General features: G+C 75.4%; 19 protein-coding genes. 13 read left to right on the forward strand and 6 right to left on the reverse strand.

Going from position 1 to position 23,813, the window contains the following annotated elements:
- Nucleotides 1-87: 87 nt before the first annotated feature.
- The gene (locus tag ABZ135_RS17320) at nucleotides 88-1,293 is read right to left on the reverse strand and encodes a hypothetical protein (protein WP_356696505.1); all 1,206 of its coding nucleotides are present in this window, start codon (nucleotides 1,291-1,293) and stop codon (nucleotides 88-90) included.
- Nucleotides 1,294-1,415: 122 nt separating this feature from the next.
- Here ABZ135_RS17320 and ABZ135_RS17325 point away from each other — a divergent pair, with 122 nt between their 5' ends.
- The 11 genes from ABZ135_RS17325 (at nucleotide 1,416) to ABZ135_RS17375 (ending at nucleotide 14,759) form a co-directional block, all read left to right on the forward strand.
- Nucleotides 1,416-2,393 (forward strand): ABC transporter substrate-binding protein, encoded by a 978-nt coding sequence (locus ABZ135_RS17325; protein WP_356696507.1) that lies wholly within the window; start codon nucleotides 1,416-1,418, stop codon nucleotides 2,391-2,393.
- A gap of 38 nt (nucleotides 2,394-2,431) precedes the next feature.
- Nucleotides 2,432-3,538 carry an iron ABC transporter permease gene (locus ABZ135_RS17330; RefSeq protein ID WP_356696660.1) on the forward strand — a complete coding sequence of 369 codons (1,107 nt, stop codon included), beginning with the start codon at nucleotides 2,432-2,434 and terminating at the stop codon, nucleotides 3,536-3,538.
- On the forward strand, nucleotides 3,535-4,542 hold the full coding sequence (locus ABZ135_RS17335; RefSeq protein WP_356696509.1) for an iron ABC transporter permease: 1,008 nt from the start codon (nucleotides 3,535-3,537) through the stop codon (nucleotides 4,540-4,542). Before ABZ135_RS17330 ends, ABZ135_RS17335 begins: the two co-directional genes overlap by 4 nt.
- Nucleotides 4,543-4,561: 19 nt before the next feature.
- Entirely contained in the window at nucleotides 4,562-5,404 is an 843-nt protein-coding gene (locus ABZ135_RS17340; RefSeq protein ID WP_356696511.1) for an ABC transporter ATP-binding protein, read from the forward strand.
- Nucleotides 5,405-5,460: 56 nt separating this feature from the next.
- Nucleotides 5,461-5,574, forward strand: a complete 114-nt coding sequence (amiA, locus tag ABZ135_RS17345) for a streptamidine family RiPP (RefSeq protein ID WP_356696513.1) — start codon at nucleotides 5,461-5,463, stop codon at nucleotides 5,572-5,574.
- A gap of 94 nt (nucleotides 5,575-5,668) precedes the next feature.
- A complete protein-coding gene (locus ABZ135_RS17350) occupies nucleotides 5,669-6,559 on the forward strand; it encodes a hypothetical protein (protein ID WP_356696515.1) in 891 nt (296 codons plus the stop codon).
- A complete protein-coding gene (locus ABZ135_RS17355) occupies nucleotides 6,556-8,319 on the forward strand; it encodes a CocE/NonD family hydrolase (protein WP_356696517.1) in 1,764 nt (587 codons plus the stop codon). Before ABZ135_RS17350 ends, ABZ135_RS17355 begins: the two co-directional genes overlap by 4 nt.
- Entirely contained in the window at nucleotides 8,316-9,695 is a 1,380-nt protein-coding gene (locus ABZ135_RS17360; protein WP_356696519.1) for a YcaO-like family protein, read from the forward strand. The genes ABZ135_RS17355 and ABZ135_RS17360 overlap by 4 nt, the downstream gene beginning before the upstream one ends.
- Nucleotides 9,696-9,709: 14 nt before the next feature.
- Nucleotides 9,710-10,876 (forward strand): SagB/ThcOx family dehydrogenase, encoded by a 1,167-nt coding sequence (locus tag ABZ135_RS17365; protein ID WP_356696521.1) that lies wholly within the window; start codon nucleotides 9,710-9,712, stop codon nucleotides 10,874-10,876.
- Nucleotides 10,873-12,612, forward strand: coding sequence for an ATP-binding cassette domain-containing protein (locus ABZ135_RS17370; RefSeq protein ID WP_356696523.1), 1,740 nt, complete (start codon nucleotides 10,873-10,875; stop codon nucleotides 12,610-12,612). Before ABZ135_RS17365 ends, ABZ135_RS17370 begins: the two co-directional genes overlap by 4 nt.
- On the forward strand, nucleotides 12,609-14,759 hold the full coding sequence (locus ABZ135_RS17375) for an ATP-binding cassette domain-containing protein (protein WP_356696524.1): 2,151 nt from the start codon (nucleotides 12,609-12,611) through the stop codon (nucleotides 14,757-14,759). Before ABZ135_RS17370 ends, ABZ135_RS17375 begins: the two co-directional genes overlap by 4 nt.
- A gap of 41 nt (nucleotides 14,760-14,800) precedes the next feature.
- On the opposite strand, the gene ABZ135_RS17380 is transcribed toward ABZ135_RS17375, so the two are convergent.
- The 4 genes from ABZ135_RS17380 to ABZ135_RS17395 form a co-directional block, all read right to left on the reverse strand.
- Nucleotides 14,801-16,087 carry an ATP-grasp domain-containing protein gene (locus tag ABZ135_RS17380; RefSeq protein WP_356696526.1) on the reverse strand — a complete coding sequence of 429 codons (1,287 nt, stop codon included), beginning with the start codon at nucleotides 16,085-16,087 and terminating at the stop codon, nucleotides 14,801-14,803.
- A gap of 106 nt (nucleotides 16,088-16,193) precedes the next feature.
- Nucleotides 16,194-17,399: an ornithine--oxo-acid transaminase gene (gene rocD / locus ABZ135_RS17385; RefSeq protein WP_356696528.1), complete on the reverse strand. Its 1,206-nt coding sequence runs from the start codon at nucleotides 17,397-17,399 to the stop codon at nucleotides 16,194-16,196.
- Nucleotides 17,400-17,423: 24 nt separating this feature from the next.
- A complete protein-coding gene (locus ABZ135_RS17390; RefSeq protein WP_356696530.1) occupies nucleotides 17,424-18,689 on the reverse strand; it encodes an ATP-grasp domain-containing protein in 1,266 nt (421 codons plus the stop codon).
- A gap of 171 nt (nucleotides 18,690-18,860) precedes the next feature.
- Nucleotides 18,861-19,901 (reverse strand): inosamine-phosphate amidinotransferase 1, encoded by a 1,041-nt coding sequence (locus ABZ135_RS17395; RefSeq protein WP_356696532.1) that lies wholly within the window; start codon nucleotides 19,899-19,901, stop codon nucleotides 18,861-18,863.
- Between the two features lie 256 nt (nucleotides 19,902-20,157).
- Here ABZ135_RS17395 and ABZ135_RS17400 point away from each other — a divergent pair, with 256 nt between their 5' ends.
- Both ABZ135_RS17400 and ABZ135_RS17405 read left to right on the forward strand, forming a co-directional pair.
- On the forward strand, nucleotides 20,158-21,423 hold the full coding sequence (locus ABZ135_RS17400; RefSeq protein ID WP_356696534.1) for an NAD(P)/FAD-dependent oxidoreductase: 1,266 nt from the start codon (nucleotides 20,158-20,160) through the stop codon (nucleotides 21,421-21,423).
- Between the two features lie 118 nt (nucleotides 21,424-21,541).
- Nucleotides 21,542-22,420, forward strand: a complete 879-nt coding sequence (locus tag ABZ135_RS17405) for a helix-turn-helix transcriptional regulator (RefSeq protein WP_356696535.1) — start codon at nucleotides 21,542-21,544, stop codon at nucleotides 22,418-22,420.
- A 28-nt stretch (nucleotides 22,421-22,448) separates the two neighbouring features.
- Here ABZ135_RS17405 and ABZ135_RS17410 read toward each other — a convergent pair whose 3' ends face one another.
- Nucleotides 22,449-23,702, reverse strand: a complete 1,254-nt coding sequence (locus ABZ135_RS17410) for an MFS transporter (RefSeq protein WP_356696538.1) — start codon at nucleotides 23,700-23,702, stop codon at nucleotides 22,449-22,451.
- Nucleotides 23,703-23,813: the final 111 nt, after the last annotated feature.

Genomic DNA, 23,813 nt, shown 5'->3' on the forward strand with positions numbered 1-23,813 from the left:
AGGGGGCCGGGGCACGGGGCCGGGGCCGAGGTGGACATGCGCGGGTCCGTGGGTCCGGCCGGGGCCGTGGGCCTTGGCCCGGGGTTCTCAGCGGCCCACGGGGTCGCCGTCGGCTCCGTCGCCGGGGCCGATCAGCGCCACATGGCCGCCGTGGTGCAGGGGCGTCGGCAGCCGCGCGCGGCCCGCCTCCCGCCCCGTCCTCGCGTCGACCAGGTGCACCTCGCCGTGGCCGCCGCGGGTGACGGCCACCCAGTCGCAGCCCGGTGAGGCGGCCACGGCGCGGCGTTGGACGCCCTCCCACGGGGTGCCGCCGCGGCGCGGTGCTCCGTCCATGGCGGGGAGCGGGACGCGGCGCGGGGTGTCGTCGGCGTCCAGGAGCACCAGCTCGTCGCCGTCGGGGTGGATACGCGTGAAGGCCGTGTGGTGCCGGGCGAGGGCGAGCCGGAAGACCAGGCCCGGGCCGAGGTCGACGCGGGACGTCCGGCCCGTCTCCAGGTCGTGGCGCCACGCCTGGTTGGTCCAGTCCGGCCAGCGCAGCGGGTCCGGGTCACCGCCGCGCAGCGTGCTCCAGAGGGCCCGGCGGCGGGTGTCGAGGCGGAGGTACCAGCCCCGGGCGGGCGACTCCCACGGGATCACGCTCTCGGCCACGAGCGTGTCGCCCTTCCTGCGGGCCGTGTGCACGCCCTCGCCCGTGGCCGCGAACACCCGCCCCCAGCCGGGGTCCTGTGCGTCCCCGTGTCCGTCGTCCGGCAGCGGCAGGAGCGCGTGCGGGGCGACGACGGGGCAGCCGGGCGGCGCCGCGAGGAGGTCCGCGAACCGGTGGACGGCCAGCGCGCCCGGTTCTCGGTGCCGCAGCACGACGAGCGGCTCGCCGCCGCCGAGGATCGTGACCCCCGGTTCGCCGGCCCGGGTGCGTACCCGTGCGACCTCACCGGTGGCGAGGTCGACGACCGTCAACAGGTCCGACCACGGCTCGGTGTTCCCGCCCAGGCCGGTCGTCACGGCCAGCAGGCGACCGGACGGATCGCAGGCGAGATGCTCGGCCGGTACGGCGACCGGGACCGCGCGCTCCACGAGCTCGCCGCCGAAGGGGTCGAGGACCAGCAGTTCCCCCCGGCGGTCGTCGACGCAGGCCACCCGCCCGCCGGGCAGCGCCAGAAAGCCCGCGTGCTCGGAGAGGTGGCGCCCCGGGAGGCGGCCCGCCATGGCGCCGTCGGGCACGGTCAGGACGTGCACCGCCCCGTCCCTGTGGTCGGAGACGAGCAGCACGGGAGCGGGCGGCGCGGTGGTCATGGGGCCTCCGGGGTGTCGATTCGGCCGTCGATCCACAGCCGATCTGATGGGCGATCTGGTGAAAATGATTATCATGTATCTTCGGTGCGTTCCCGTTCCCCCGAGAAGAAGCGAGGGCAGCGATGCTGCGCGCACCGTCGAGATCCGTCCGTAGTTGGCTCACCGCGGCGCTGGTGGGTTCCGTCCTGGTCGGCTGCGGCTCGCCCGCCGCCGCGCCCGCCCGGGACGAGGCCAAGCCCCCCGCGAAGACCGAGGTCACCGTCAAGCCCATCAAGGCGGCGACGGACCTGACCGACGTCAACGGCGTCCGCGTCACCCTGGAGAAGAAGCCGCAGCGGATCGTCTGCCTGTTCGCGCTCTGCGACGACATCCTGACCGAGCTCGGCATCGTCCCGACGGCCACCAACAGCGCCCTGCTCGCCCACCCCGGCTTCCTCGGCAAGGACAAGGCCGGGAAGGTGCCCGTCGTCCCCGGCGGATTCATCGCCCCCGAGGTGGAGGCGATCCTCTCCCACAAGCCGGACCTCGTGATCGGCCTGGGCGACACCCACGGCAAGCTCGCCCCCGCCCTGAAGGGCGCCACCACCTTCTGGGCCATGCAGCCCGAGACGTGGGAGGACAGCGTGGGCTACCTGCGGGACACCGCCGCCCTCACCGGCCGGACCACCGAGGGCGAGAAGGCCGAGCGGACCTTCCGTACCAAGCTCGCCGCGGCCGAGAAGACCCCGAGCGACAAGACCGCCCTCGTCATCTACGGCAGTGACGAGAACTTCGGCGTCGCCACCCCCGAAGGCGACGTGACCGCCAGCCTCTTCCCCCGGATCGCCCACTACCCGTGGAAGTCCCGTGGCGTGGAAGGAAGTTACAGCCTGGAGGAGATCCTCGCCCAGGACGTCGACGTGCTGTTCGTCGAGACGATGAGCTTCGGCGACGCGGACGGCAAGCTCTCGGAGAAGCTCGCGAAGAACCCCCTCTGGAGCAAGATCCCGGCCGTCAAGAACGGTGACGTCCACGAGGTGAACCCCGAGGTCTGGGCCAAGGGACGCGGCACCCGGTCGCTGGGCATCGTCCTCGACGAGGCCACGGCCGCGCTGCGGTGAGCAAGCCCTTCTGGCAGCCCCTCCTGGCGGTCGCGCTGCTGGCCGCCGCGTCGGTCTGCGCCCTCTGCCTCGGCACGCCCTACGTCCCGCCCCACCGGCTCGCCGGCGCGGTCCTGGACGGGGACACCACCCTGGCCGGCATCGTCGTCACCGAACTCCGCGTCCCCCGGCTGGTGTTGGCGCTGATCGCCGGAGCCTGCCTGGGCGCGGCGGGGCTCGTGCTCCAGGAGGCGCTCCGCAACCCCCTCGCCGTACCGGAGATGCTGGGCGTCTCCTCGGGGGCGGCCCTCGGCGTGGCCGCGCCCCTGGTGCTCGCCCTGTCCCTGCCGGCCGTGGTCCAGCCGCTCCTGGCCCTCGGCGGGGCCGTGCTCGGCGGCGGACTGACCCTGCTCGCCGCCGGACTGGGCCGCAGCCCCTCCGCCGTCCTGCTGACCGGCGCCGCGGTCGCGGCCGCGCTGCAGGCCGCGCTGCTCGTCCTGATGGTCATGGCCGACCAGCTCGACCTGCAGCTCATCTACCGCTACCTCCTCGGCTCCCTCTCCGCCCGGACCTGGGACGACGTGACGGGGCTCTGGCCCTGGCTGCTCGTCGCGGTGCCCGCGCTCGTGCTGTGCGCGCCGGTGCTGTCGGTGATGCGGCTCGGCGACGAGGACGCCGAGGCGCTGGGCGTGCGCGCCCAGCGGGCCCGGCTGGCGGCGCTGGCCGTCGCCGTCGTGCTGATCGCGCCCGTCACGGCCGTGTGCGGGCCCGTCGCCTGGGTCGGCTTCCTCGCCCCGCACCTCGCCCGGTGGTTCGCCCCGGCGTCGGGAGCGGTGCGGTGGCTTCCCTGGGCGGCCGTGTGGGGCGCCGTGGTCGTGACGGTCGCCGACGTCCCCGCCCGGCTCGCGCTCGCGCCCGTGGAGACCCCGGCGGGTGCCTGGACGGCCCTGCTGGGAGTGCCGGCCGGGATCGCCCTGATGCGATCGGGCCGACCGGGCCGGCGGAACCGCCGTACGGCGGCGCCCGGTTCGGCCGGTCCGCCCGGTCCGGCCCGTGTCGCCACCGCGGCCGGAGGGCGCGGGACACACGGCGCGGACGCCGCCGTGGGGACGACGACGGCGACCGGAGCCTCCGTGGAGGCGACCGGAAGGGAGGAGGCGCGGTGAAGGGGCGTTTCGCGGTGCTCGCGGTCCTGGCCGTCGTGTGCGCCGGGGCGGAACTGGTGGCAGGGCGCGGGATGTCCCCGGGCGCGGTCTGGGACGTGCTGGGCGGCGGGGGCGACCCGACCGAGCGGCACATCCTCCTCCAACTGCGCCTGCCGCGCACGCTGGTGGCGCTCGGCGCGGGCGCGAGCCTGGCCGTGGCCGGACTGGTCCTCCAGTCCGCGCTGCGCAATCCCCTCGCCGGGCCCGAGGTGACGGGCGTGACCCCGGGTGCGGTCCTCGGGGCCGTCACCGCGACGGCGCTGGGCCTCGCCGGGTGGGACTCGCCGCTCGCCGTGGTCCTCGCCGCGTGCGCGGGCGGCTGCGGCGGGGCGCTGCTGCTGTGGCTGCTCGCCGGCCGCTCGGGAGGGGATCCCGCCCGGACCGCCGTGCACGGGGTCCTCGTGTCGGCGGTCCTCGGCGGCCTCACCGCGATGGTGCTGCTCGTCGAGCCGGGCGAACTCGGCAGCGTGGTGCAGTGGCTGGTGGGCACCACGGAGGGCCGGGTGTGGGCGCACTGGCATCTGCTGTGGCCCTGGGCGCTGGTCTGGGGCGCCGTGGCCTGGCTGATGGCCGGGCCGCTGACCCTGCTGCGCTGCGGTGACGACATCGCGCTCGCCGTCGGCCTCTCCGCCCGGCGGGCCCGCACCCTCGCCCTGCTGTGCGCGGTGGCGCTGACGGCCGGCGCGGTGGCCGCCGTCGGGGCGCTGGGCTTCGTGGGGCTCCTCGTGCCGCATCTGGCGCTGGCCGTCTTCGGCGCGGACCTGCGGACGAGCCTTCCGGGCGCCGCCCTGCTCGGCGCGGTCGTGGTGTGCGGGGCGGACGCGGCGGCGCAGTCGTCCTCGCGGCTCCTGACCGGGGCGCTCGGCTCCGGGAGCCTCACCCTGCCGGTCGGGGCGCTCACCGCCTGCCTCGGCGCCGCCCTGCTGCTGGTCGTGGTGCGCCGCGCGCCGGGCCGTACGTTCTGAAGCCGACGGAGGACAGAGCATGACCGAGTCCAAGGGCGCGTCCCTGGGAATACACGTCGAGGGAGTCCACTTCGGCTACCCCGCGCGCCCCGTGCTGCGGGGCGTCGACCTGACCGTGCGGCCGGGCGAACTCACCGCCCTCATCGGCCTCAACGGCTGCGGCAAGTCGACCCTGCTGAAGCTGGCGGCCGGGCTGATCCGGCCGGACCGGGGGCGGGTGCTGCTGGGCGGGGACGACCTCGCCGGGCTGTCGCGGCGGGCCACGGCCGCGCGCGTGGCGCTGCTCCACCAATCGGCGCCGTCCGTGCCTGGCATGACGGTACGTCACCTGGTGCGGCAGGGGCGGTACGCGGCGCGGGGCCCGCTGGGCATGCTGCGCGAGGGTGACGACCCCGTCGTGCGCCGGGCCCTGCGGGACGTCGGGGTGGAGCGGTGGGCCGACCGGGACGTCGACGCGCTGTCCGGGGGCGAGCGGCAGCGGGTGCGGCTCGCGATGGCCCTCGCCCAGGACACCCGCGTCCTGCTGCTCGACGAGCCGACCACGTACCTCGATCTGCACCACCAGCTCGACGTCCTGCGGACGGTGGTCCGGCTGCGGGAGGAGCGCGGGCTCACGGTGGTGATGGTGCTGCACGACCTGGCCCACGCCGCCCGGTTCGCCGAACGCATCGTCGCCCTGCGCGAGGGCCGGGTGGTGGCCGACGGGCCGCCGAAGGAGGTCGTCACACCCGGCCTGCTCGCGGACGTGCTGAAGGTGGCCGGCCGGGTGGGCCGGGACCCCGAGGGCGGCTGGCCGGTGTGTTACCCAGATCACCCTCTGGACGCCGAAGCAGTACTAGAAAATGAAAATCAGTTCCATTAGTGTCGGTCGCGGCGCTCATCCGAACGCCGCATCTCCCTTACGAACAAGGAGAGTTCATGGACAACGAGCAGATCTTCGCCCCGATCGCCGACCCCGGGCAGCTCGCCCACGCCTCGGCTTCCCACTCCAACGCCCTCGTCGAGAACCCCTTCGAGGACACCGAGGAGTAAGCGAGGGCCTCACCACCCTCGTTCGTGGGCCCGCCCGTTGCCTTCCGGGCGGGCCCACGCCCCACCCCAGCCCTGTCCCGTCAGGAGGATCGTCGTGTCCCGTAGCCGGCTCGTACCCGGTGTCGAAGTCGTCGCCGTGCCCGGGCGAGGTCTCGTCGTCCACACCACCGAAGGGGAGTTGCTCGGCGTCAGGACCCGAGACGCGGACGGGAACGCCCTGCTCTCCCGGCTCTCCGGCGCCGAGACGGCCGCCACGGCCGCGACCGCCCCTGACGAGGAACTCGACCGCGTCGTCCGGGCCTTCGAGGAGGCTGGCTACCTGACGGACGGGACGCCGCCCACTGAGTGGCCCGCGGACCGCCGCGACATCCGGCTCCTCGGCGACCCGGTCCTGACCGGGCCGCTGGCCGCGCACCTGACCGCCCTGGGCGCGCAGCCCCGTACGGCACCCGTCGCGTCGGCGCCTCCCTCCGCACCGGCGGCGTCCGACGCCACCGCGCGGGAGCTCCACGACCTGCTCGACGGACGCCCCGCCGCCGTCGTCTGGTGCCTCGACGGACCCGTGCCCGACGGCCTGTGGGACGCCGCCGACCGACTGCCCGAACACGGGGTCGCCTGGCTGCGCTGCCACCGCGAGGGCTGGCAGGCGTACGTCGAACCCCTCGCCGCCCTCCCCGGAGACGTCACCTCCGCCCACGTCCGGGCCCGCCGGCTGGCCGCCACCCCCGCTCACCGGGAGCTGGCCGCCTACTGGAGCGGACCCCGCACGTCCGGCGCGCCCTTCCGGCTCGCCGTGCCCGCCGCCGCGCTGCTCGCGGCCCTCCTCGCCGACGACCTCGGCCGCTGGGCCACCGGCGCCCCCGGCCCGGCCGGCCTCCCGGCGCGACGCCGCCTGCGGCGCGTGGACCTGCGCACGCTGACCGTCACCGAACACCCCGTCCTGCCGGTGCCCGACGTCGCACCGATGCCGAAGAAGGCCGGATGACGCCGACGTCCTCGCACACCACCGCACTCGTCGAGGGGCCGGCCACCGAACTGGCCACGGACGTGTGCCTCCCCGACGGCGTCGGCCCCTTCCCCGCCGTCCTCATCCGCACGCCCTACGACCGGACCCGGCACCTGGCCGAGGCCCGCGGCTGGGCCCGCCGCGGCTTCGCCGCCGTCGTCCAGGACGTGCGCGGCCGGCACGCGTCGCCGGGGGAGTGGCGCCCGTACGAGAACGAGGCCGCCGACGGCGCGATGACCGCCCGATGGATCCGGCGACAGCCGTGGAGCGACGGCCGGTTCGTCGCCGTCGGCGCCTCGTACGCCGCCCACTGCGCCCTGGTCCTCGCCCTCGCCCTCGAAGCGCACGGGGACGCCCCACCGCACGGCGTCATCCTCGCCGTGCCCGCCCTCGGCCCCGCCGAGACGGCGCGCGAACCCTCCGGCGTGGAAAGGCTGTCGGCCCGCGCCGGCTGGTGGGCCGCCCACGGCGACCGGCGGGACTCCGACGAGGGCGCGCTCGACAAGGCCCTCGCCGACGACCCCGGTCTGCTCGCCCACCTGCCGCTCGCCGGCCTGCCCCGACGGCTCGGCCGCAGCCTGCCCTCCTGGCCGGGCCTCTGGCGGCACCGGGCGCGCGGCCGGCTCGCCGCGCGGGCCGCGCACGCCGGTATGCCGCTGCTCGCGGTCGGCGGCCACCACGACCACTTCACCGAGGACACCCTCGCCCTGTGGCGCACCTGGGGCGGCCCCTCGGCGCGCCTGCTGCTCGGCCCCTGGGGGCACGGCCTCGTCGCCGCGCCCGGACCCGACGCGGGCCCGGCGCACCGTGTGGTCCTCGGCGAGCTGTACGCGGAGTGGGCCCGCCGCGCCCTGGCCGGCGACCTCGCGCCCGGCCGGCACGGCGCGCTCGCGCTGGGCGGCGCCGACCTGTGGCTGCCCGCCGGCACCGAGGGCGAAGCCCGCCCGCAGCGGCTGCGGCCGCTGCACGGCGCCGTCTTCACCGCCGACCCCGAGCGGCCCGTTCGCTCCGACGATCTCACCGTGCCCGCCGCGTCCCCCGGGGTCCCGGCCGACCGCTGTGTGCTGGTCGGCGCGCCGCTGCCGCGTCCGCTCGACGTCGTCGGGCCCGTGCGGGTCCGGCTGCGGGCCACCGCCGACACCCCGTCCGCCGACTGGTTCGCCCGCCTCGTCGCCCTCACCCCGGAGGGGCACGCCGAACGGCTCGCCGTCGGTGTACGGCGGTGCGGGGAACCGGCCGGGTGGGGGCGACCGGCCGGACGGCCCGACGCGCCGGCCGAAGCCGGGACCCGGGACCGGGACCGGGCCCCGGACGAGGGCCGGCACCGCGCCCCGTACCGCGACCCGCACCGCGACCGGGACGGGGACGGGGACGAGGGCCGGCACCGCGACCCGCACCGGGACCGGGACCGGGCCCCGGACGAGGGCCGGCACCAGGACCGGGACCACGTCCGTACCGCCGACGGGCCCGGCCAAGGCACGGACACCACAGCGGAGTTCACCGTCGAGCTGGGGCACCTCGCGCGCCGCCTGCGGGCCGGCACGCGGCTGCGGCTCGAGATCACCGGGCACCACTTCCCGGCCCACGCCCGCAACCCCCACACCGGGGAGGACCCGATCACGGCCGACCGGCTGCTCGCCTCCCGGCGGGAGGTCGACCCGGAGAGCGTGACGCTGACCCTGCCCGTCCTCCCCTCCCGACCCACCCCCACCGACCCCGCCAAGGAGACCCTGCGATGACGGCGCTGCCGCTGGAAGCACTCGTCGACCCCGTCTGCGGCATCGTCCGCAAGGTCAAGCCCGTCGCACACCCCGCGGGCGCCCCGCCCCGCTACACCGCGCTCACCGCCGAGATATCCGACGCCCGCCGGCTCGGGCTGTGGCCCGCCGACCGGGTCTCCCTCGGCACCACCTTCGGCGACCCCGAACAGGCCCGGATCGCCGCGATAGCCGAGGGCGTCGAGCGGTACTGCGGCAACCGCGTGCCGCCGCCCGGCCACCCCGACAGCCCGCTGCGCGCCACCGCCGCCGAACTCGCCGACAAGGGCCTGCGGCTCTACGGCCCCGACGACCTGCCCGCGTACGCGCCCTGGCAGTACGCGCAGGAGAGGTTCCCCTACCGCCGCCTCACCGCCGACACCCCGTCCCTGTGGACGCGCGGCACCGAGCGGCTGCCGGACGGCGGGACGACCGAGGTCTGGGCGCCCGTCGCGCTCACCCACCTCAACTGGCGCCAGGGCGAGCTGCGCGAACTGCCCCGTACCCACCACCTCAACTACGCGGGCATCGCCACCGGCCAGGGACTCGACGACGCCGTCGAACGCGGCCTGCTGGAGATCGTCGAACGCGACGCCCTGGAACTGTGGTGGCACCTCGACGGACCGACCCGCGGCATCGACCCGGCCAGCGTGCCGGGCCTCCTGGACGACCTGGCCGGATCCGCGCTCGAGGTCCACCTCGTCGAGATGCCGTCCGAGTTCGCCCCCTGCATGGCCGCGCTCGTCCACGACCCGCGCCTCGGCCTGTACGCGGCCGGGTTCGCCTGCAAGTACGACCCCGCCGAGGCCGCCCGCAAGGCGGTGCTCGAAGCCGTCCACACCTGGGTCTTCACGCAGGGCCTCACCGACCCCGACGGCTGGGTCTTCCAGGCCGTCGAGGCCGGACTGCTCGCCCGCGGGCTCTACCTGGAGCACCGCGCCGACGGCCGCTACCTCGACGCGTGCGGTGAACGGTTCGAGCACGTACGGGACCTGGGCGCGCACGTCCAGGTGTGGCTGGACCCGCGGATGGCCGCCGAGGCGCGGCGGTTCACCGACCCCGCGCACGGGACCGTGTCCATCGAGGCCGTCGAACCGGGCAGCCGCGAGCGGCTGGAGCGCGCGCTGCACGCGGGCGGCCACCGCGTCATGACCTTCGACCTCACCACCGAGGACGTCGCCGAGACGTCCCTGCGGGTGGCCCGGGTCCTCGTCTCCGGACTCCTCCCCAACGCGCCTGCCGCCTTCGGCTACTTCGGCTGCCCCCGGCTCGCCGAGGCGGCCGTGCGACGCGGCTGGCGTACGGACGTGACCGGCGCCCCCGAGGACTTCACCCTGGCGCCCCCGCCGCACATGTGAGGACCGGACCGACCGTGGAACACCTCGATGAGGACCGCCCGACGGACCTCGCCGCCGCGCTCGCCCTGGCCCGCTCCGCGCGGCGTCCCGGCCCGGACACCCCCGCGGGCCGGGCCGTCCGGGCGTGGCCCGGGCCGCCCCGTCCGATCCCGGAGGCGGGCCCGTCCGACCTCGACCTCCGGGCCCTGCTGCGGCTCTCCCTGGCCGCCTCGGACGCCACCGGACGGCTGCGGCCCACCCCGTCCGCCGGTGCGCTGCACCCGGTGGACACCGTGCTCGTCGTGGGCACCGGCTGCTCCCTGCCGCCCGGCCGCTACGGCTACGACCCCCTGCGCCACCGCGTCCACCCCCTCGGCCCGCAGCCGGCCGGCACCCCGCCGGGCGTGACCGCCGAACTGTCCGTCACCCCCCGGCGTACGGCCTCCCACTACGGCCACCGCGCCTGGCCGCTCCTCCTCCTCGACACCGGCCACGCCGCCGCGTCCCTCTTCCTCGCGGCCCACGCCCTGCGCACGGGCGACCCCGCACTCCGGCTGGACGGTCACGTGGAGCACCCCCTGGCCGGGGTCCACATCCCGCCGCCGGGCCGGCCGGCGCACCCCGCGCCCCCCTCCGTGGCCGAGCCCACCTGCCTCCCCGCGCCCATGCCCGTCCCCACGCCCCACGAGCTCCTCGCCCGGCGCAGCGATCCGCCGCCGTTGGCCGGGGCGCCCGGGGCGCAGGCGCTGGCGGCGGTGGTCGCCGACGCCGTCCGCGCCGGCGGGGACGAGCTGCGGTGGTGCGTCGCCGTCGGAGGGCCGCGTCCCGGCCTCCTGGAGCCGGACGCCGACGGCACGGGGCTGCGGCGGTGCGCCCGGGGGGAGGCCAGGACCGCCCTCGCGGGATGGGCCGCCGGCCAGGGGTGGATCGCGGAGGCGGGCGCCGTCCTGCTCGCCCGCGGCTGCCCCTCGGACGCCGACGAGCCCCGCATCCGCCGCGCCCACCTCCGCGCCGGGTTCGCCGTCCACCTCGCCCACGTCACCGCCCGGCGCCACGGGCTCACCGCCCGGCCCGTGGGCTCGTGGCAGCAGGCGGACCTCGGCGCCGCGCTCGGCGCCCCACCCGGCCAGGACTGGATCGTCCACGGACTGGCCCTCGGCACCCTCGGCACCCTCCACGCCGACGAGGAGAACACCCCGTGATCGTCCACCCCGAGCTCCGCCGCGCCGCCCGCCGCGCCCGGCGCCCCCTGCTCGCCGCCACCCTCCTGCAAGGCGCCGTCACCCTCACCCACCTGGCGCAGGCGGCCCTGCTCGCCCTCGCCCTCGCCCGACTGGCCGGCGGCCACACGGACGGCCTGCCCTGGCTGCTCGCCGCGGTGCTCGCCGTCGTCGCCGCCCGCGCCGCGCTCGGCACCTGGCAGCGGCGCACCGCGACCCGCGCCGGAGCCGAGGTCCGCGTCACCCTGCGGGACGAACTCGTCGCCCATCTCGGCCGGTTGGGCCCCGCGCACCTGACCACCGCACGCGCCGGAGCCGTCCGCACCACCCTCGTCGACGGTGTGGAAGGCGTCGACGCCTACGTCTCCCGCTATCTGCCCCAGCTCCTCATCACCCTGACCGTGCCGCCCCTCGTGCTCGCCGCCCTGGTCGCGGTGGAACCGGCGGTGCTGCTCGGCCTCGTCCCCGCCCTGCTGCTCGCCCTCTTCGGCCCGCGCGCCTGGGACCGGCTCCTCGCCGCCCGCGGCAAGGAGCACTGGGACACGTACGAAAGACTGGGCGCCGACTACCTGGAGGCACTGCAGGGCATGCCCGCCCTGCGCGCCGCGGGCGCCGTCGGCCGTACCCGCGCCCGCCTGGAGGAGCGCTCCGCGGCCCTGCACCGGGCGACCGTCGCGAAACTGCGCGTCTCCCTGGTCGACACCGGCATCACCGACCTCGCCATCCAGGGCGGCACCGCCGCCGCCGCGCTCCTCGCCTGCTGGTCGGCCGTCACCGGCTCCACCACGGCGACCGGCACCTACCTGGTGCTGCTGCTGGCCTCCGAGTGCTTCCGGCCGGTCCGCGACCTCGCCCGCGAATGGCACGCCGGATACCTGGGCGTGTCGGCCGCCGACGGCATCGCGGCACTGCGTACGGCCGAACCGGAGGTCGCCGACACCGGAACGGCCCCCGCCCACTGGCCGGCACCGCCCGAACTCCGCTTCGAGAACGTCCGGTTCACCTACGACGGAGCACCGGCGCCCGCCCTGCGCGGTGTCTCCTTCACCGCGCCGGCGGGACGCACCACCGCGATCGTGGGCCCGTCCGGCGCGGGCAAGTCCACCCTCCTCGCCCTCCTGCTGCGCCACCACGACCCGCACCGGGGGCGGATCACCCTCGACGGGCTGCCCACCACCCGATACGCCCTGGACGCACTGCGGCAGGGCATCGCCGTCGTGTCCCAGGACACCTACCTCTTCCACGCCACCATCGCCGCCAACCTGCGGATGGCCCGGCCGGACGCCACGGACGACGAACTGACGGCGGCGGCCCGCACCGCCGGGGTCCACGACGAGATCAGCGCCCTGCCCGACGGTTACGCCACCGTCCTCGGCGAGCGCGGCGCCACCCTGTCCGGCGGTCAGCGTCAGCGGCTCGCGCTCGCCCGCGCCCTGCTGGCGGACGCCCCCGTCTTGGTCCTCGACGAGGCGACGAGTTCGGTCGACGAGCGCCGCGAGGCGGACATCGTCCGCGAGCTGCTGCACGCCGCCGGCGACCGCACGGTCCTGGTGATCGCCCACCGGCTCGCCGCCGTCCGGCACGCCGACCACATCGTCGTCCTCGACGGGGGCCGGGTGGACGCCGTCGGCGACCACGCCGGCCTGGTCGAGGCCGGGGGCGTCTACACGCGACTCGTCGAGGCCGGCCGTACCCACCCAGGAGAACTCGCCGCATGAGCGACACGAGCAGGACGAGCGACATGAGCGACCCCGCCGACACGGCCGGCCCCGCCGCCATCACCGGCCCCGCCGGCACGATGGGCCCCGTCGGCCCCGCCGGCACGAGGGGCCCCGCCGGCCCCGCCGACGCGGCTGGACCCGCTGGCATCACCGGCCCCGCCGACACGGCTGGACATGCCGACATCACCGGCCCCAGCGGCACGACGGGTCCCGCCGACATCACCGACCCTGCCGGCCGCGCCGGCACGACGGGCCGCGCCGGCACCACCGGCCTCACCGACATGACTGGCCCCGCCAACATCACCGGCCCCGCAGGCCCCGCAGGCATCACTGGCACTACCGACCCCACCGGCACCACCGGCACCGCAGGGGCTCCGGCCTCGCGCCCCCCGGTCCCCGACGCCGGGCCGCCCGAGCGGGGTGCCCTGCGTGCCCTGCTCCCCGCGCTCGCCGGGCACCGTGCCATGACGGCCCGTACCTGTGCCGCCGCGCTTCTCGAACAGGGCTCCCTCGTCGCGCTGGTGACGCTGGCGGCGCACACCGTGGGAACGGCCGTCATCGACGGCAGGGCCCCGTCGGCCGCCACCGTCACCGCGCTCGTCGCCCTGGTCCTCGTCCGGGCCCTGACGACCTGGCGCGAGATGGACCTCTCGCACGACCTGGCCTACCGGGTGCTCGCCGCCCTGCGCGTACGGGTCTTCGACGGGCTCGCCCGCAGCGCGCCCGCCCGGGTCGCCGGCCGGCGCAGCGGGGACCTCGCCGCCACCGCCATGGCCGACGTGGAGGCCCTGGAGTTCTTCTACGCCCACACCACCGCCCAGCTCCTGGCCTCGGGCACGGTCCTCACCGCCGGCGCGGCGGTCCTCGCCGGCGTGGAGCCCTGGCTGCTCGCGGCCGTCCTGCCGGTCGCGGCGCTGCTCACCGCGGCCCCCTTCGCCGAGGCGCGCGGGCGCGCGGCACGCGGCGCCCGCACCCGGGCGGCGGTCACGACGCTGTCGGCCGACACCGTCGAGATCGTCGACGGACTGCGGGAGCTGCTCGCCTTCGGCGCCCTCACCGGCCGGCGGCGCCGGCTGGCCGGGCGCGGGCGGCAGGTGGGCGACGCCCAGCGGGCCGAGGCCACGTGGGAGGCCGTCGCCGCCGCGGTCCGCGACCTCCTCATCGTGGCCGCGCTCCTCGGCGTGGTGCTCGCCGCCGCCCAGTCCCTGACCGCCGGGCGGCTGCACGGCGCGTGGGCCCCGGCCGCGATGGCGCTCGCCCTGGCCGTCCTCGGGCCCGTCGCGGAATCGGCCCGGTCCCTGAGCCAGGCCGTGGCGCTGCGCGCGGCCGCCGCCCGGGTCGGCGCGGCCGTCAAGGCCCCCGCGCTGGCCCCGCCGCCCGCCGCGCCACGGCCGATTCCCCCGGGCCCGCTGGGGGTGCGCCTGCACGGGGTGAGATTCGACTACGGCGGCGGGCCCGTGCTCGACGGCGTCGACCTGACCGTCCCCGCCGGGCGGACGCTCGCCCTGGTCGGCGCCTCGGGCGCCGGCAAGTCGACCTGTGCCCATCTCCTGGCCCGCTTCTGGGACCCGACCGGGGGACGGATCCAGCTACTGCCGGCGGACGGCACCGACGGCACCGACGGCACCGCGGTCGACCTGCGCGAGCTGGACGACGCCGAACTGCGGCGTGCCGTCGCGCTGGTGGGCCAGGAGACACCCCTCTTCCACGGCACGCTGGCCGAGAATCTGCGGCTCTCCGCCCCCGAGGCCGACGACGAGCTGCTCGCCGAGACGGCCCGCCGCTGCGGTGTCGACCGGATCGCCCCGATGGACACCCCGGTCGGCGAGCGCGGCTCCACCCTCTCCGGAGGCCAGCGGGCCCGCATCGCCCTCGCCCGCGCGCTCCTGGGCCGGCCGAGGGTCCTGATCCTGGACGAGTCCACCGCCCATCTGGACAACGCGAGCGACGCCCAGCTCGCCGCCGCGCTCCAGGAGGAAGGCCGTACCACCGTCGTCATCGCCCACCGCCGCGCCACCATCCGCCGGGCCGACCGGATCGCCGTCCTCGAAGCCGGACGCATCGCGGAGGAGGGGACCTGGGAGGAGCTCACCGGCCGCCCCGACAGCGCCCTCAACCGCAGCCTCGCCCACCTCCCGTCCTGAGGGACCTCACACTCCCTCAGGACGGTGACGCGGGCGGGGACTTACGTGACGGGCTCGGTGCGGATCGTGACAGCGGCGGCCAGCCGCTTGCTGTGCGCGATCGCCTCGGCGGTGTCGGCGCCGCGCGCGACGACGTAACCGCCGATGTCCTCGTTCCAGGTCAGCGGTGGCACCACGTCGCCCGGCTCCACCATCAGGCGGAGGTCCACGAACGCCGGATCCGCGCGCACGGCGTCGAGACCCGTCACCTCCACCACCCGGCCGGGCTCCGGGATCAGGGCCTGCAGGGCCGCCGCGCCGCGCGGCGCGGGCGACTCGGCCAGCGGCTCCAGCAGGCCGAGCCCGGCGGCCAGCGCGTGGCGCTCCATGTCGACGCCGTACACGAGCTCGGTGGTCTCGTTGAGCGCGTAACCGCCGACGCGGTTGTGCGACTCGATGATCCGCGGGCCGCGCGGGGTCAGCTTGACCTCGGTGTGGGCCGGGCCCTCGCGCAGTCCGACCGCGTCGAGGAACTCCTGGACGAGCGCGATGGCTTCGCGCACCTGCTCGGGAGGGTGGGCGCTGGGCTGCCACAGCCCGATCTCCGCGAAGCCGGTGCGGCCGAAGTCGGCGAAGCCGGTCCCGCCCAGCTCGCGGTCGGTCGTCGCGACGACCACGTGCCGGCCGTCGAAGCTCAGGGTCTCCACGCTGAACTCCGGCCCCTCCAGGTACTCCTCCATGAGGAACTCCTGGAAGGAGTCGGCGAAGGCCACGTCACCCGGGGCCCACTCCTTCTCGTTCAGGGACCGGTACCGCTCGGCCACGGCGTCCACCTCGGCCTCGTCGCGGACGCAGAACACCGCCAGACTGCCCGACTCGCGGACCGGCTTCACGATGATCGGAAGCCCGTGGGCCGCGACGAAGTCCCGTACGTCCCGCGTGGTGCGGCCCACCGCGGACGCCACCGGGCTGATGCCCTTCACCGCCAGATGCCGGCGCATCCGCCCCTTGTCGAGCAGCAGTTCGACGGTGTCGACGGACGCGCCGGTGAGCCCGAGCTCCTCGTTGATCCGCGCGGTCGGCAGCAGCGCGAACTCGGTCAGCGTCACGGCCTTCTCGAACGGATACACCTCGTGCAGCGCCCGGACCATCGGCAGGAGCCGGTCGACGTCGCAGTAGTCGACGAGCAGCGCCTGGTCGACATAGGGCCAGTGCGCGCGGTCGTACGCGTCCGGATGCTGGACGTACACCACGTCCAGGCCGAGCTCGCGGGCCTTGCGGACCTGCTTCAGCCGGCCGCCGACGACCAGCACGCGAGGCCGTCCGGTGGGTGCGACATGGTCGGACAACGTGGCTCCTTGTCTCAGCTCTCCTCCCGGCGGGACCGCCGGGAGCGGGGAAGGACGTCGGGGCCGGCCGGGCGTGCCGGGCCGGCCCCGCGGCGGGCGGCGACCGTCAGGCCAGCACGTCGGCAATCGCGTCGATGCCGGTGTCGAGCTCCTCGCGGGTGATCACCAGCGGCGGCGACACCCGCAGGTTCTCCTCCGCCACCTTGCACAGCAGCCCGCGCTCCAGCAGCGCCTCGGACACCCCGCGGCCCTTCGGACGGCCGTCGGCGATCCGCACGTTGGCCCACAGGCCGCGGCCGCGGACCTCGGCGACGCCGTCCAGTTCGCGGAGCCGGGCGTGCAGGTACGAGCCGAGCTCGCGGGACCGCTCCTGGAACTCGCCGGTCGCGAGCAGCCGTACCGCCGCACGGCCGACGGCCGCGGCCAGCGGGTTGCCGCCGAAGGTCGAGCCGTGCTCGCCGGGCTTGAGCACTCCGATGACATCGGCCCGGCCGGCCACCGCGGACACCGGCATCAGGCCGCCGCTCAGCGCCTTGCCCAGGGTGTACAGGTCCGCGCGGACGCCCTCGTGGTCCAGGGCCAGGGTCTCGCCGGTACGGGCCAGGCCGGACTGGACCTCGTCGGCGACGAGCAGCGTGCGGGTGTCGTCGCACAGGTGACGGACCTCGGCGAAGTAGCCCTTCGGCGGGACGACCACACCCGCCTCGGCCTGGATCGGTTCGAGCAGGACGGCCGCCGTGTTCGGGCCGACGGCCTCGCGCAGCGCGTCGATGTCGCCGTACGGCACGGTCCTGAACCCCGGGGTGTACGGGCCGAAGCCGTCGTGGACGGTCGCGTCCGTGGAGAAGGAGACGATCGTCGTGGTCCGGCCGTGGAAGTTGGAGCGGGCGACGACGATCTCGGCGGCGCCGTCCGGCACGCCCTTGACCCGGTAGGCCCACTTCCGGGCGATCTTCACGGCCGTGTCGACCGCCTCGCCGCCGGAGTTGGAGGGCAGCACCCGCTCCGTGCCGGTCAGCTCGGCCAGTTCGCGGCAGAACAGGGCGAACTGGTCGTGGTGGAACATCCGGCTGGTCAGCGTCAGACGGTCGAGCTGGGCCTTCGCGGCGGCGACGATGTCGGGATGCCGGTGGCCGAAGTTGAGCGCGGAGTACCCGGCGAGGAAGTCGAGATAACGCCGGCCGTTCAGATCGGTCACCCAGGCGCCCTCACCGTGGGTGAGCACCACGGGCAACGGGACGTAGTCCTCGGCGCCCCAGCGCTCGGCGAGCGCGATGTGGTCCTGGGTGGAGACGACGTCCGTGGTCGTCATATCGACACTCCTTCGACAGGGTCCTCAGCGGGATCTGTTGGCGTAAAGAAAGTCACCTTCGATGCGCCGCAGCGCGTCGTAGTCGGCGCGCACCCGCGCCGGGTCATCGGAGATGAGGTACACATAGCCCGGCCAGGTGGCGACGTCGACGGTCCGGGGCAGCGGGTGCCCCGCCGGATGCGCCATGACGGTGTGGGCGTAGGAGGGCAGCGCGCGGACGGGGGCCATCGCCTCGTGGGACGGGACCACGCCGTCGTCCCTCGGGTTGATGAGCGCCACGAAGCGGGGGTGCTTCAGGAGCCGGTACGCGGTGGTGGGCAGGCGGTCGAACGCGTCGGGGTCCGCCACCGACAGGGCGAGGAGATCCACCTGGTTGACGCCGAAGCAGCCGGTGATGATCTCCGGGACCTGGCCTCCGCCCGTACGGGCTCCGCACTCGACGAGCACCGGTCCCCGCGCGGTCAGCATGATCTCGGTGTGGGCGGCGCCGTTATGGATCTCCAGGGCGTCCAGCACCCGGTGGGCGTACCTCTCCAGGCGCCGGGCGACCGGGTCGTCGGGCGCCAGCGGCTCGTCGTAGTCGTAGATGAAGTCGCCGCCCGGGACACGGCGCTTGTGGTAGCGCCAGATCTCGACCGTATGGTGCCGGCCGGCCCGGCTGACCGTGTTGACGTAGTACTCGTCGCCGTCCAGGAACTCCTGCGCGAGCACGACCGTGTTGGCCATCCCGTGCCGGTCGGTGCTCGCCATGATCGTGCCGTGCGCCTCGCGGACCTGCTCGGGGGTCGCGCAGGCCGCCACGTTGTCCGTGCTGGAGCTGGCGACCGGTTTCAGGACGACCGGATAGCCCGCGGTCGTCTCCGCCCACGCGAGGATCTCGTCGACGTCGGACGAGACGACGGTGGCGGCGTGGTCGAGTCCGGCGTCGCGCAGCGCCAGGACCATGTCGTGCTTGTTGCGGCGGGCGGACGGCCGGCTCATCCCGTTGCCCGGGGTGCCGAGTTCGGCGGAGAGCCGGTCGGCCAGCTCGACGCCCGACTCCGTGCCGGGGATCACGTGGCCGACGCCGTGCTTGCGCAGCGCGGCCGCGGTGGCCGCGAGGTCGCCGTCGTGCCGGATGTCGTCGACGAAGCCGTCGGCCTCGAAGGGCATGTGGACGTCGGGGTGCTCCGAGTGGACGTGCACACACTCGATGCCGTGCCGGAGCAGCGCGCCCGGCAGATAGCGCCCCGTCGAGCGGCAGTCGACGATCGCCACACGGGTCGTTCCCGCGCGGGAGCTGTTCACCATCGTCAGCTACTTCCCTTGTGAGTCGGAACATCGGCGCGGTTCGGCAGCCGGCGCCGGGCGGAACACCGGCGCGGAGCCGGAACGGTGCCGGCGCGCGGCGTGCGGGGGCACACCGGGCCGGCCCTCCGCCGATGTGTGGGGCATCGGCGGAGAGCCGGCCGGCGGCGCGCTCTACCGGTAGGTGGCGAGCTCGCCCGTGCGGCGCACATCGAGGGTGACGCAGTGGAAACCGCCGCCGAGCGACCGGGCGTGGGTGAGCTGCGCCGGGATGCACTCGACCCCGTGACGTTCGAGCAGCCGGATGAGGTCCACCTGCCGCTTGTCCACGATGACCTTGCCGGGGCCGACGGTCAGGAAGTTCATCCCGATCCACACCGACCCGCGCGGGTGCGGGCCGACGAAGCCCTGGTCCACCAGCTCCGGGCACTCGATCCGGTCCCAACCCCGCAGGAAGTCGGGCATGTTGGCGTCGTTGACCCGGGACGGGTTCACCAGGACGAGACCGGGACGCAGCGGCGCGATCGTCGAATCGATGTGCGTGGAGGTATAGATGCCGGGGCACGGGTGCACGGTGTACTCGTCACCCAGCGCCGCCTGCAGCCAGCGCGCGCCGAGCATGTTGCCGCTGTCGGAGACCTGGTAGAGCACGTCCGTACCGAACTTGAGGACGTTCGCCGCGTCGAAGACCGGCTCCAGGTTCTTCAGCCGCTCCCCGGGCGGCGCGGACGGCTCGTACATGTCGTCGAGGAGCTGGGGCTTGGGCGCCGAGATCCAGCGCGTGCCGCTCTCCAGGTACTCCACGAACAGGTCCTTGTAGGCGAAGCCCTCGAGCCACCGGGAGCGCAGCACCATCGGCGACTCGATGAGCGTCTTGCCGACGGCGAGGAAGCCGTCCCGGGGGCAGTAGTCGTGGAAGCCGTCCGTGCTCCAGTCCGGGGTGGACACGACCGCCTTGTGGTCGCGCCCGCCGGGCCGCCGCACCTTCACACCGAGACCGGTGAGGATGTCCACCAGCTCCTCGAGCTCGGCCTCGGTCTCCTCGACCACGTGGGCGGGATACGGGCCGGGGACGATCTCCTGCGGATCGTCGATGTCCCCGTACTCCGCGGCGAGCAGACTCCGATCGGTCGTCGGCACCCGCGCACCCGCGATGGTCCCCACCACGATCTCCTCGAGCGGATCCCACTCGGTGTACACATCCACCAGGCTCATCGGGTTGTCCCTCCCATGCCGGGCACCGCCGACGCGGCGCCAGTCAGCCGTTCGAACACCGCGGCCAAGCCTGGCACGGGCGGCGCCCGGCCCGGGTAAGCGAAGTGCGCACCCGCGGGCGAGCGAGGTAAACGCCAGACGTCCCCCGGGCGGGGGCCGTCGGGCCCGGCCCTTGACAGTCGGGCATGTTCCTGACAGCACTGGCACGGCAGCGACCCGACCGACGCACCGGAATCCCAAGGGGGGCGATCAGCGCATGACACGGCCTGAGAGCGCGGGGCACGACTACGACGTCGTCATCAGCGGAGCGAGCCTCGCCGGCAGCGCCGCGGCGATCCTGCTCGCACGGCGCGGTGTCCGCGTCGCCCTGCTGGAACGCCGCTCGGACCCCGACGCGTACAAGGTGCTGTGCACCCACTCGATCACCGCCAACGCCTACCCGGTGCTGGACGAGCTCGGCCTCGTCCCCGCCCTCGAAAAGGCGGGAGCCGTCCGCAACACCGCCCGCTGGTACACCCGTTGGGGCTGGATCGAGCCGAGGGCCGCGCCGGCGGGGCCCGAGCTGCCGTACGCGTACAACATCCGGCGCAGCGTCCTCGATCCGCTGATCCGGTCCCACGCCGCCCGCACCCCCGGCGTCGACCTGCTCCTCGCCCACCAGGTGACCGGACTGCTCCGGGAGGGCGGCCGGACCGTCGGGGTGCGGGCCTCGACGCCCCGGGGGGAGCGCGAGATCCGGGCCCGCCTCGTGGTCGGTGCCGACGGCAAGGACTCCGCCGTGGCGAAACTCGCCGGGATGCCCGTCCGGCGGTACGAGAACACGCGGTTCGGCTATCTCGCGCACTTCCGCGACCTCCCGCTGCCCGACGGGATCGGCCGGATCTGGTTCCTCGAACCCGACATGGCGTACGCCTTCCCCAACGACGACGGGGTGACGGTCCTCGCGGTGCTCCCGGACAAGAAGCGGCTGCCCGCCTTCCGGGAGGACCTGGAGGGCAGCTTCCTCGCCTTCCTCCGCGCCCTGCCCGGGGCGCCGCCCCTCGACGACGCCGAACGCGTCTCCAAGATCATCGGCACCGTCGACTATCCCCTGCACAGCCGCACTCCGACCGCTCCGGGCCTCGCGCTCGTCGGCGACGCCGCCCTGACCGGCGACCCGCTGTGGGGAGTGGGCTGCGGCTGGGCGCTCCAGTCCGCGCGATGGCTGGCGGAGGCGGTCGCCCCGGCCGCCGCGGGCCGGGGCGACCTCGACCGGGCGCTGGTCCGCTACGCCCGCACCCACCGGCGCCGGCTGCTCGGACATCAGCGCCTGGCCGCCGACTTCGCCAAGGCCCGGCCGTTCAACCCCCTGGAGCGGCTGATGTTCTCGGCGGCGGCCCGGGACGCGGCGCTGGCGCGGCACATGCACCTGTTCGCGTCCCGCCTGATCGGCCCCCTGCGCTTCCTGAACCCGGCGGCGGTGGCCAGGGCCACGGCCGTCAACCTCCGGCACCGCGGGGCGCCCGCGCGGTCGACCCGTTGAGACGGGTCGACCGCATCGGCCCGCGACGACTCCCCCGGCAGGGCGCCCCCGACGGGGGCGGACCGGTGCGCACTATCATGACCGGGTGCCGCCCGGGCTCTCGTGAAGGAGTCGCTCCATGTCAACTCCCGCAGCGGGTAGGGAACTCGGCGCGTTCCTCTGCGCCCACCGCGCCCTGGTGAAGCCCGAGGACGTCGGTCTGCCCAGCACCTCCCGGCGCCGCACCCCCGGCCTGCGGCGGGAAGAGGTCGCCTCCCTCTCCGGGGTCAGCATCGCCTGGTACACCTGGCTCGAGCAGGGACGGGTCACCGCCTCCCGGCAGGTCCTCGAATCCGTCGGCCGCGCGCTGCGGCTCGACGAGGGCGAGGTGCGCCACGTCCTGCGCCTCGGCGGCTACTACGAGCCCGAGTCCGGTCCGGGCCGCGAGCCGCTCAGCGACTCCCTGCGGCCGGTCCTCGACTCCTGGCCGGTCAGCCCCGCCGTCCTCCTCGACCGCCATTTCGACCTCGTCACCTGGAACGCGGCCTGGTCGGCCGTCTGGGGCGACCCGTCGACGGTGCCGGCCGACCGGCGCAACCTGCTGTGGTTCGTGGCCGCCGACGAGCGGTTCCGCGGCCGGCTCCAGGACGGTGACTGGGAGCCGCTGGCCATGAGCGTCTTCCAGCACTTCCGCTCCCAGGCGGGCCCCCACCTGGCGGAGCCCCACCTGGCGGAGCCCCGCGTGGCCGAGCTCCACCACCGGCTGGCGTCCGACGTGCCCGAGCTCAGCCACTGGTGGACCTGCCACTCGGTGGGCGAGCTCACCACCCGCGTCGTCGGCGTCACCCCGGTCGGCGCCGAGCCGATCCGCATGGCGCTGTCCTCGCTGCGCCCGGTCGACGACCCGGGCGCGCTGATCCTGCTGTTCACCCCCACGAGCCGGGAGGACTCCGCCGCCCTCACCGCTCTCGTCGACCGCCCGCTGCGCAGCGTCGGCGCGAACAGACAAGCGGGCTGACCGGGCGCGGGCGGCGGCGTCCGGCCGATCACCGTCGCGTGCCGACCCTCAGGCCGCCGAGCGCCGCCACGATCGCGAGGGACACACCGATCACCGCCGTACCCAGGGTCAGATCGGTGAACAGGCCCACGGCCCAGGCACCGACGCCCGTACCCGCGTACATGGTCGAGGTGAGCCACGCGCTGGAGGTCGCCCGCAGCTCGGGAGCGGCGGTGCCGGCGAGCGTCTGCTGGTCGGTCACGAAACCACCGCTCGCGACGAACCAGATCACGACCCCGACCAGCGCCAGGACCAGCCCCGGGCCCCACACCGTCAGGGCCACGCCCACCGCGAGGAGCACGCCCCACACGGCCGGCGTCGGAAGGTCCGTACGGCCCCGGGCCCGCGCCCGGTCGCCCAGCCGGCCGCCCACCGTCGAGCCGACGACGCTGCCCGCGCCGACCAGGACGCCGATCAGGCCGAGGACGGTCACGGACAGGTCGAAACGCTCCGCCAGGACCACGCCCATGAACGTGTAGGCACCCAGATTCGCCGCGTTGAAGACCGTGTTGACCAGCAGGGACCTGCGCAGCGCACCATGGCCCCAGGGCGCGAACACCGCACCGGCGCCCATGCCGCCGGACGCCGGGGCGGCGGCACCGGCCGGAATCCGCCTCAGGAGCATCGGGACCACCACGAGCGTGCCGATGCCCATGGCCCAGAACGCGGCCCGCCAGCCGGCCGCGCCCGCGAGGAGGCTGCCCAGCGGCACGCCGAGCACCTGGCCGCAGGAGAAGAACGCCATGCCGAGGCCCAGCGCCCGGCCGCGCACCGTGTCCTCGGTGGTCTCCGAGATGTGCGCCCAGATCGCGGGCCCGGCGGCGGCCGCCGCCACTCCGGCCAGCGCACGCGACACCACCAGGAGCGTCAGGCCCTCGGACAGCGCCGCCGCGACGTTCGACAGCAGGAAGAGGACCGCGCCCGCGAGCAGCGTGCGCCGCCGTCCCGCACGGTCGCTCACCAGACCCAGGAACGGTGCGCAGACCGCGTACACGAGCACGTACGCCGTGACGCTGTACGCCGCCGCCGACTCCGGGATCGACAGGTCGGAGGCGATCGTCGGGAGCAGCGGCGACACCAGGAAGGTCTCGGTGCCGAACAGGAACAGCAGAAGGAGGACGGAGGCGTACGGACCCCAGCGGAACCGTGCCGGACCTCCGGAGCCGGCCGCGGTCGCCGGAGCGGACGCGGATGAGGAGACGGGTGGGGAGGCGGGTGAGGGCGAGGAAGCAGGACTGTCCATGACGGGGGGATCGCCTTTCGCACGAGCTTCAGGGGACGTCGGCGCCGACCCGCCCCACCCTGGCGCTCCCACCGGCCCCCAACCAGCCAGGCGTTGGTCCTGTGAGTGCGA

Origin of the sequence: Streptomyces sp. NPDC006339 (assembly GCF_040612775.1) — a bacterium.
Taxonomy (GTDB): domain Bacteria; phylum Actinomycetota; class Actinomycetes; order Streptomycetales; family Streptomycetaceae; genus Streptomyces.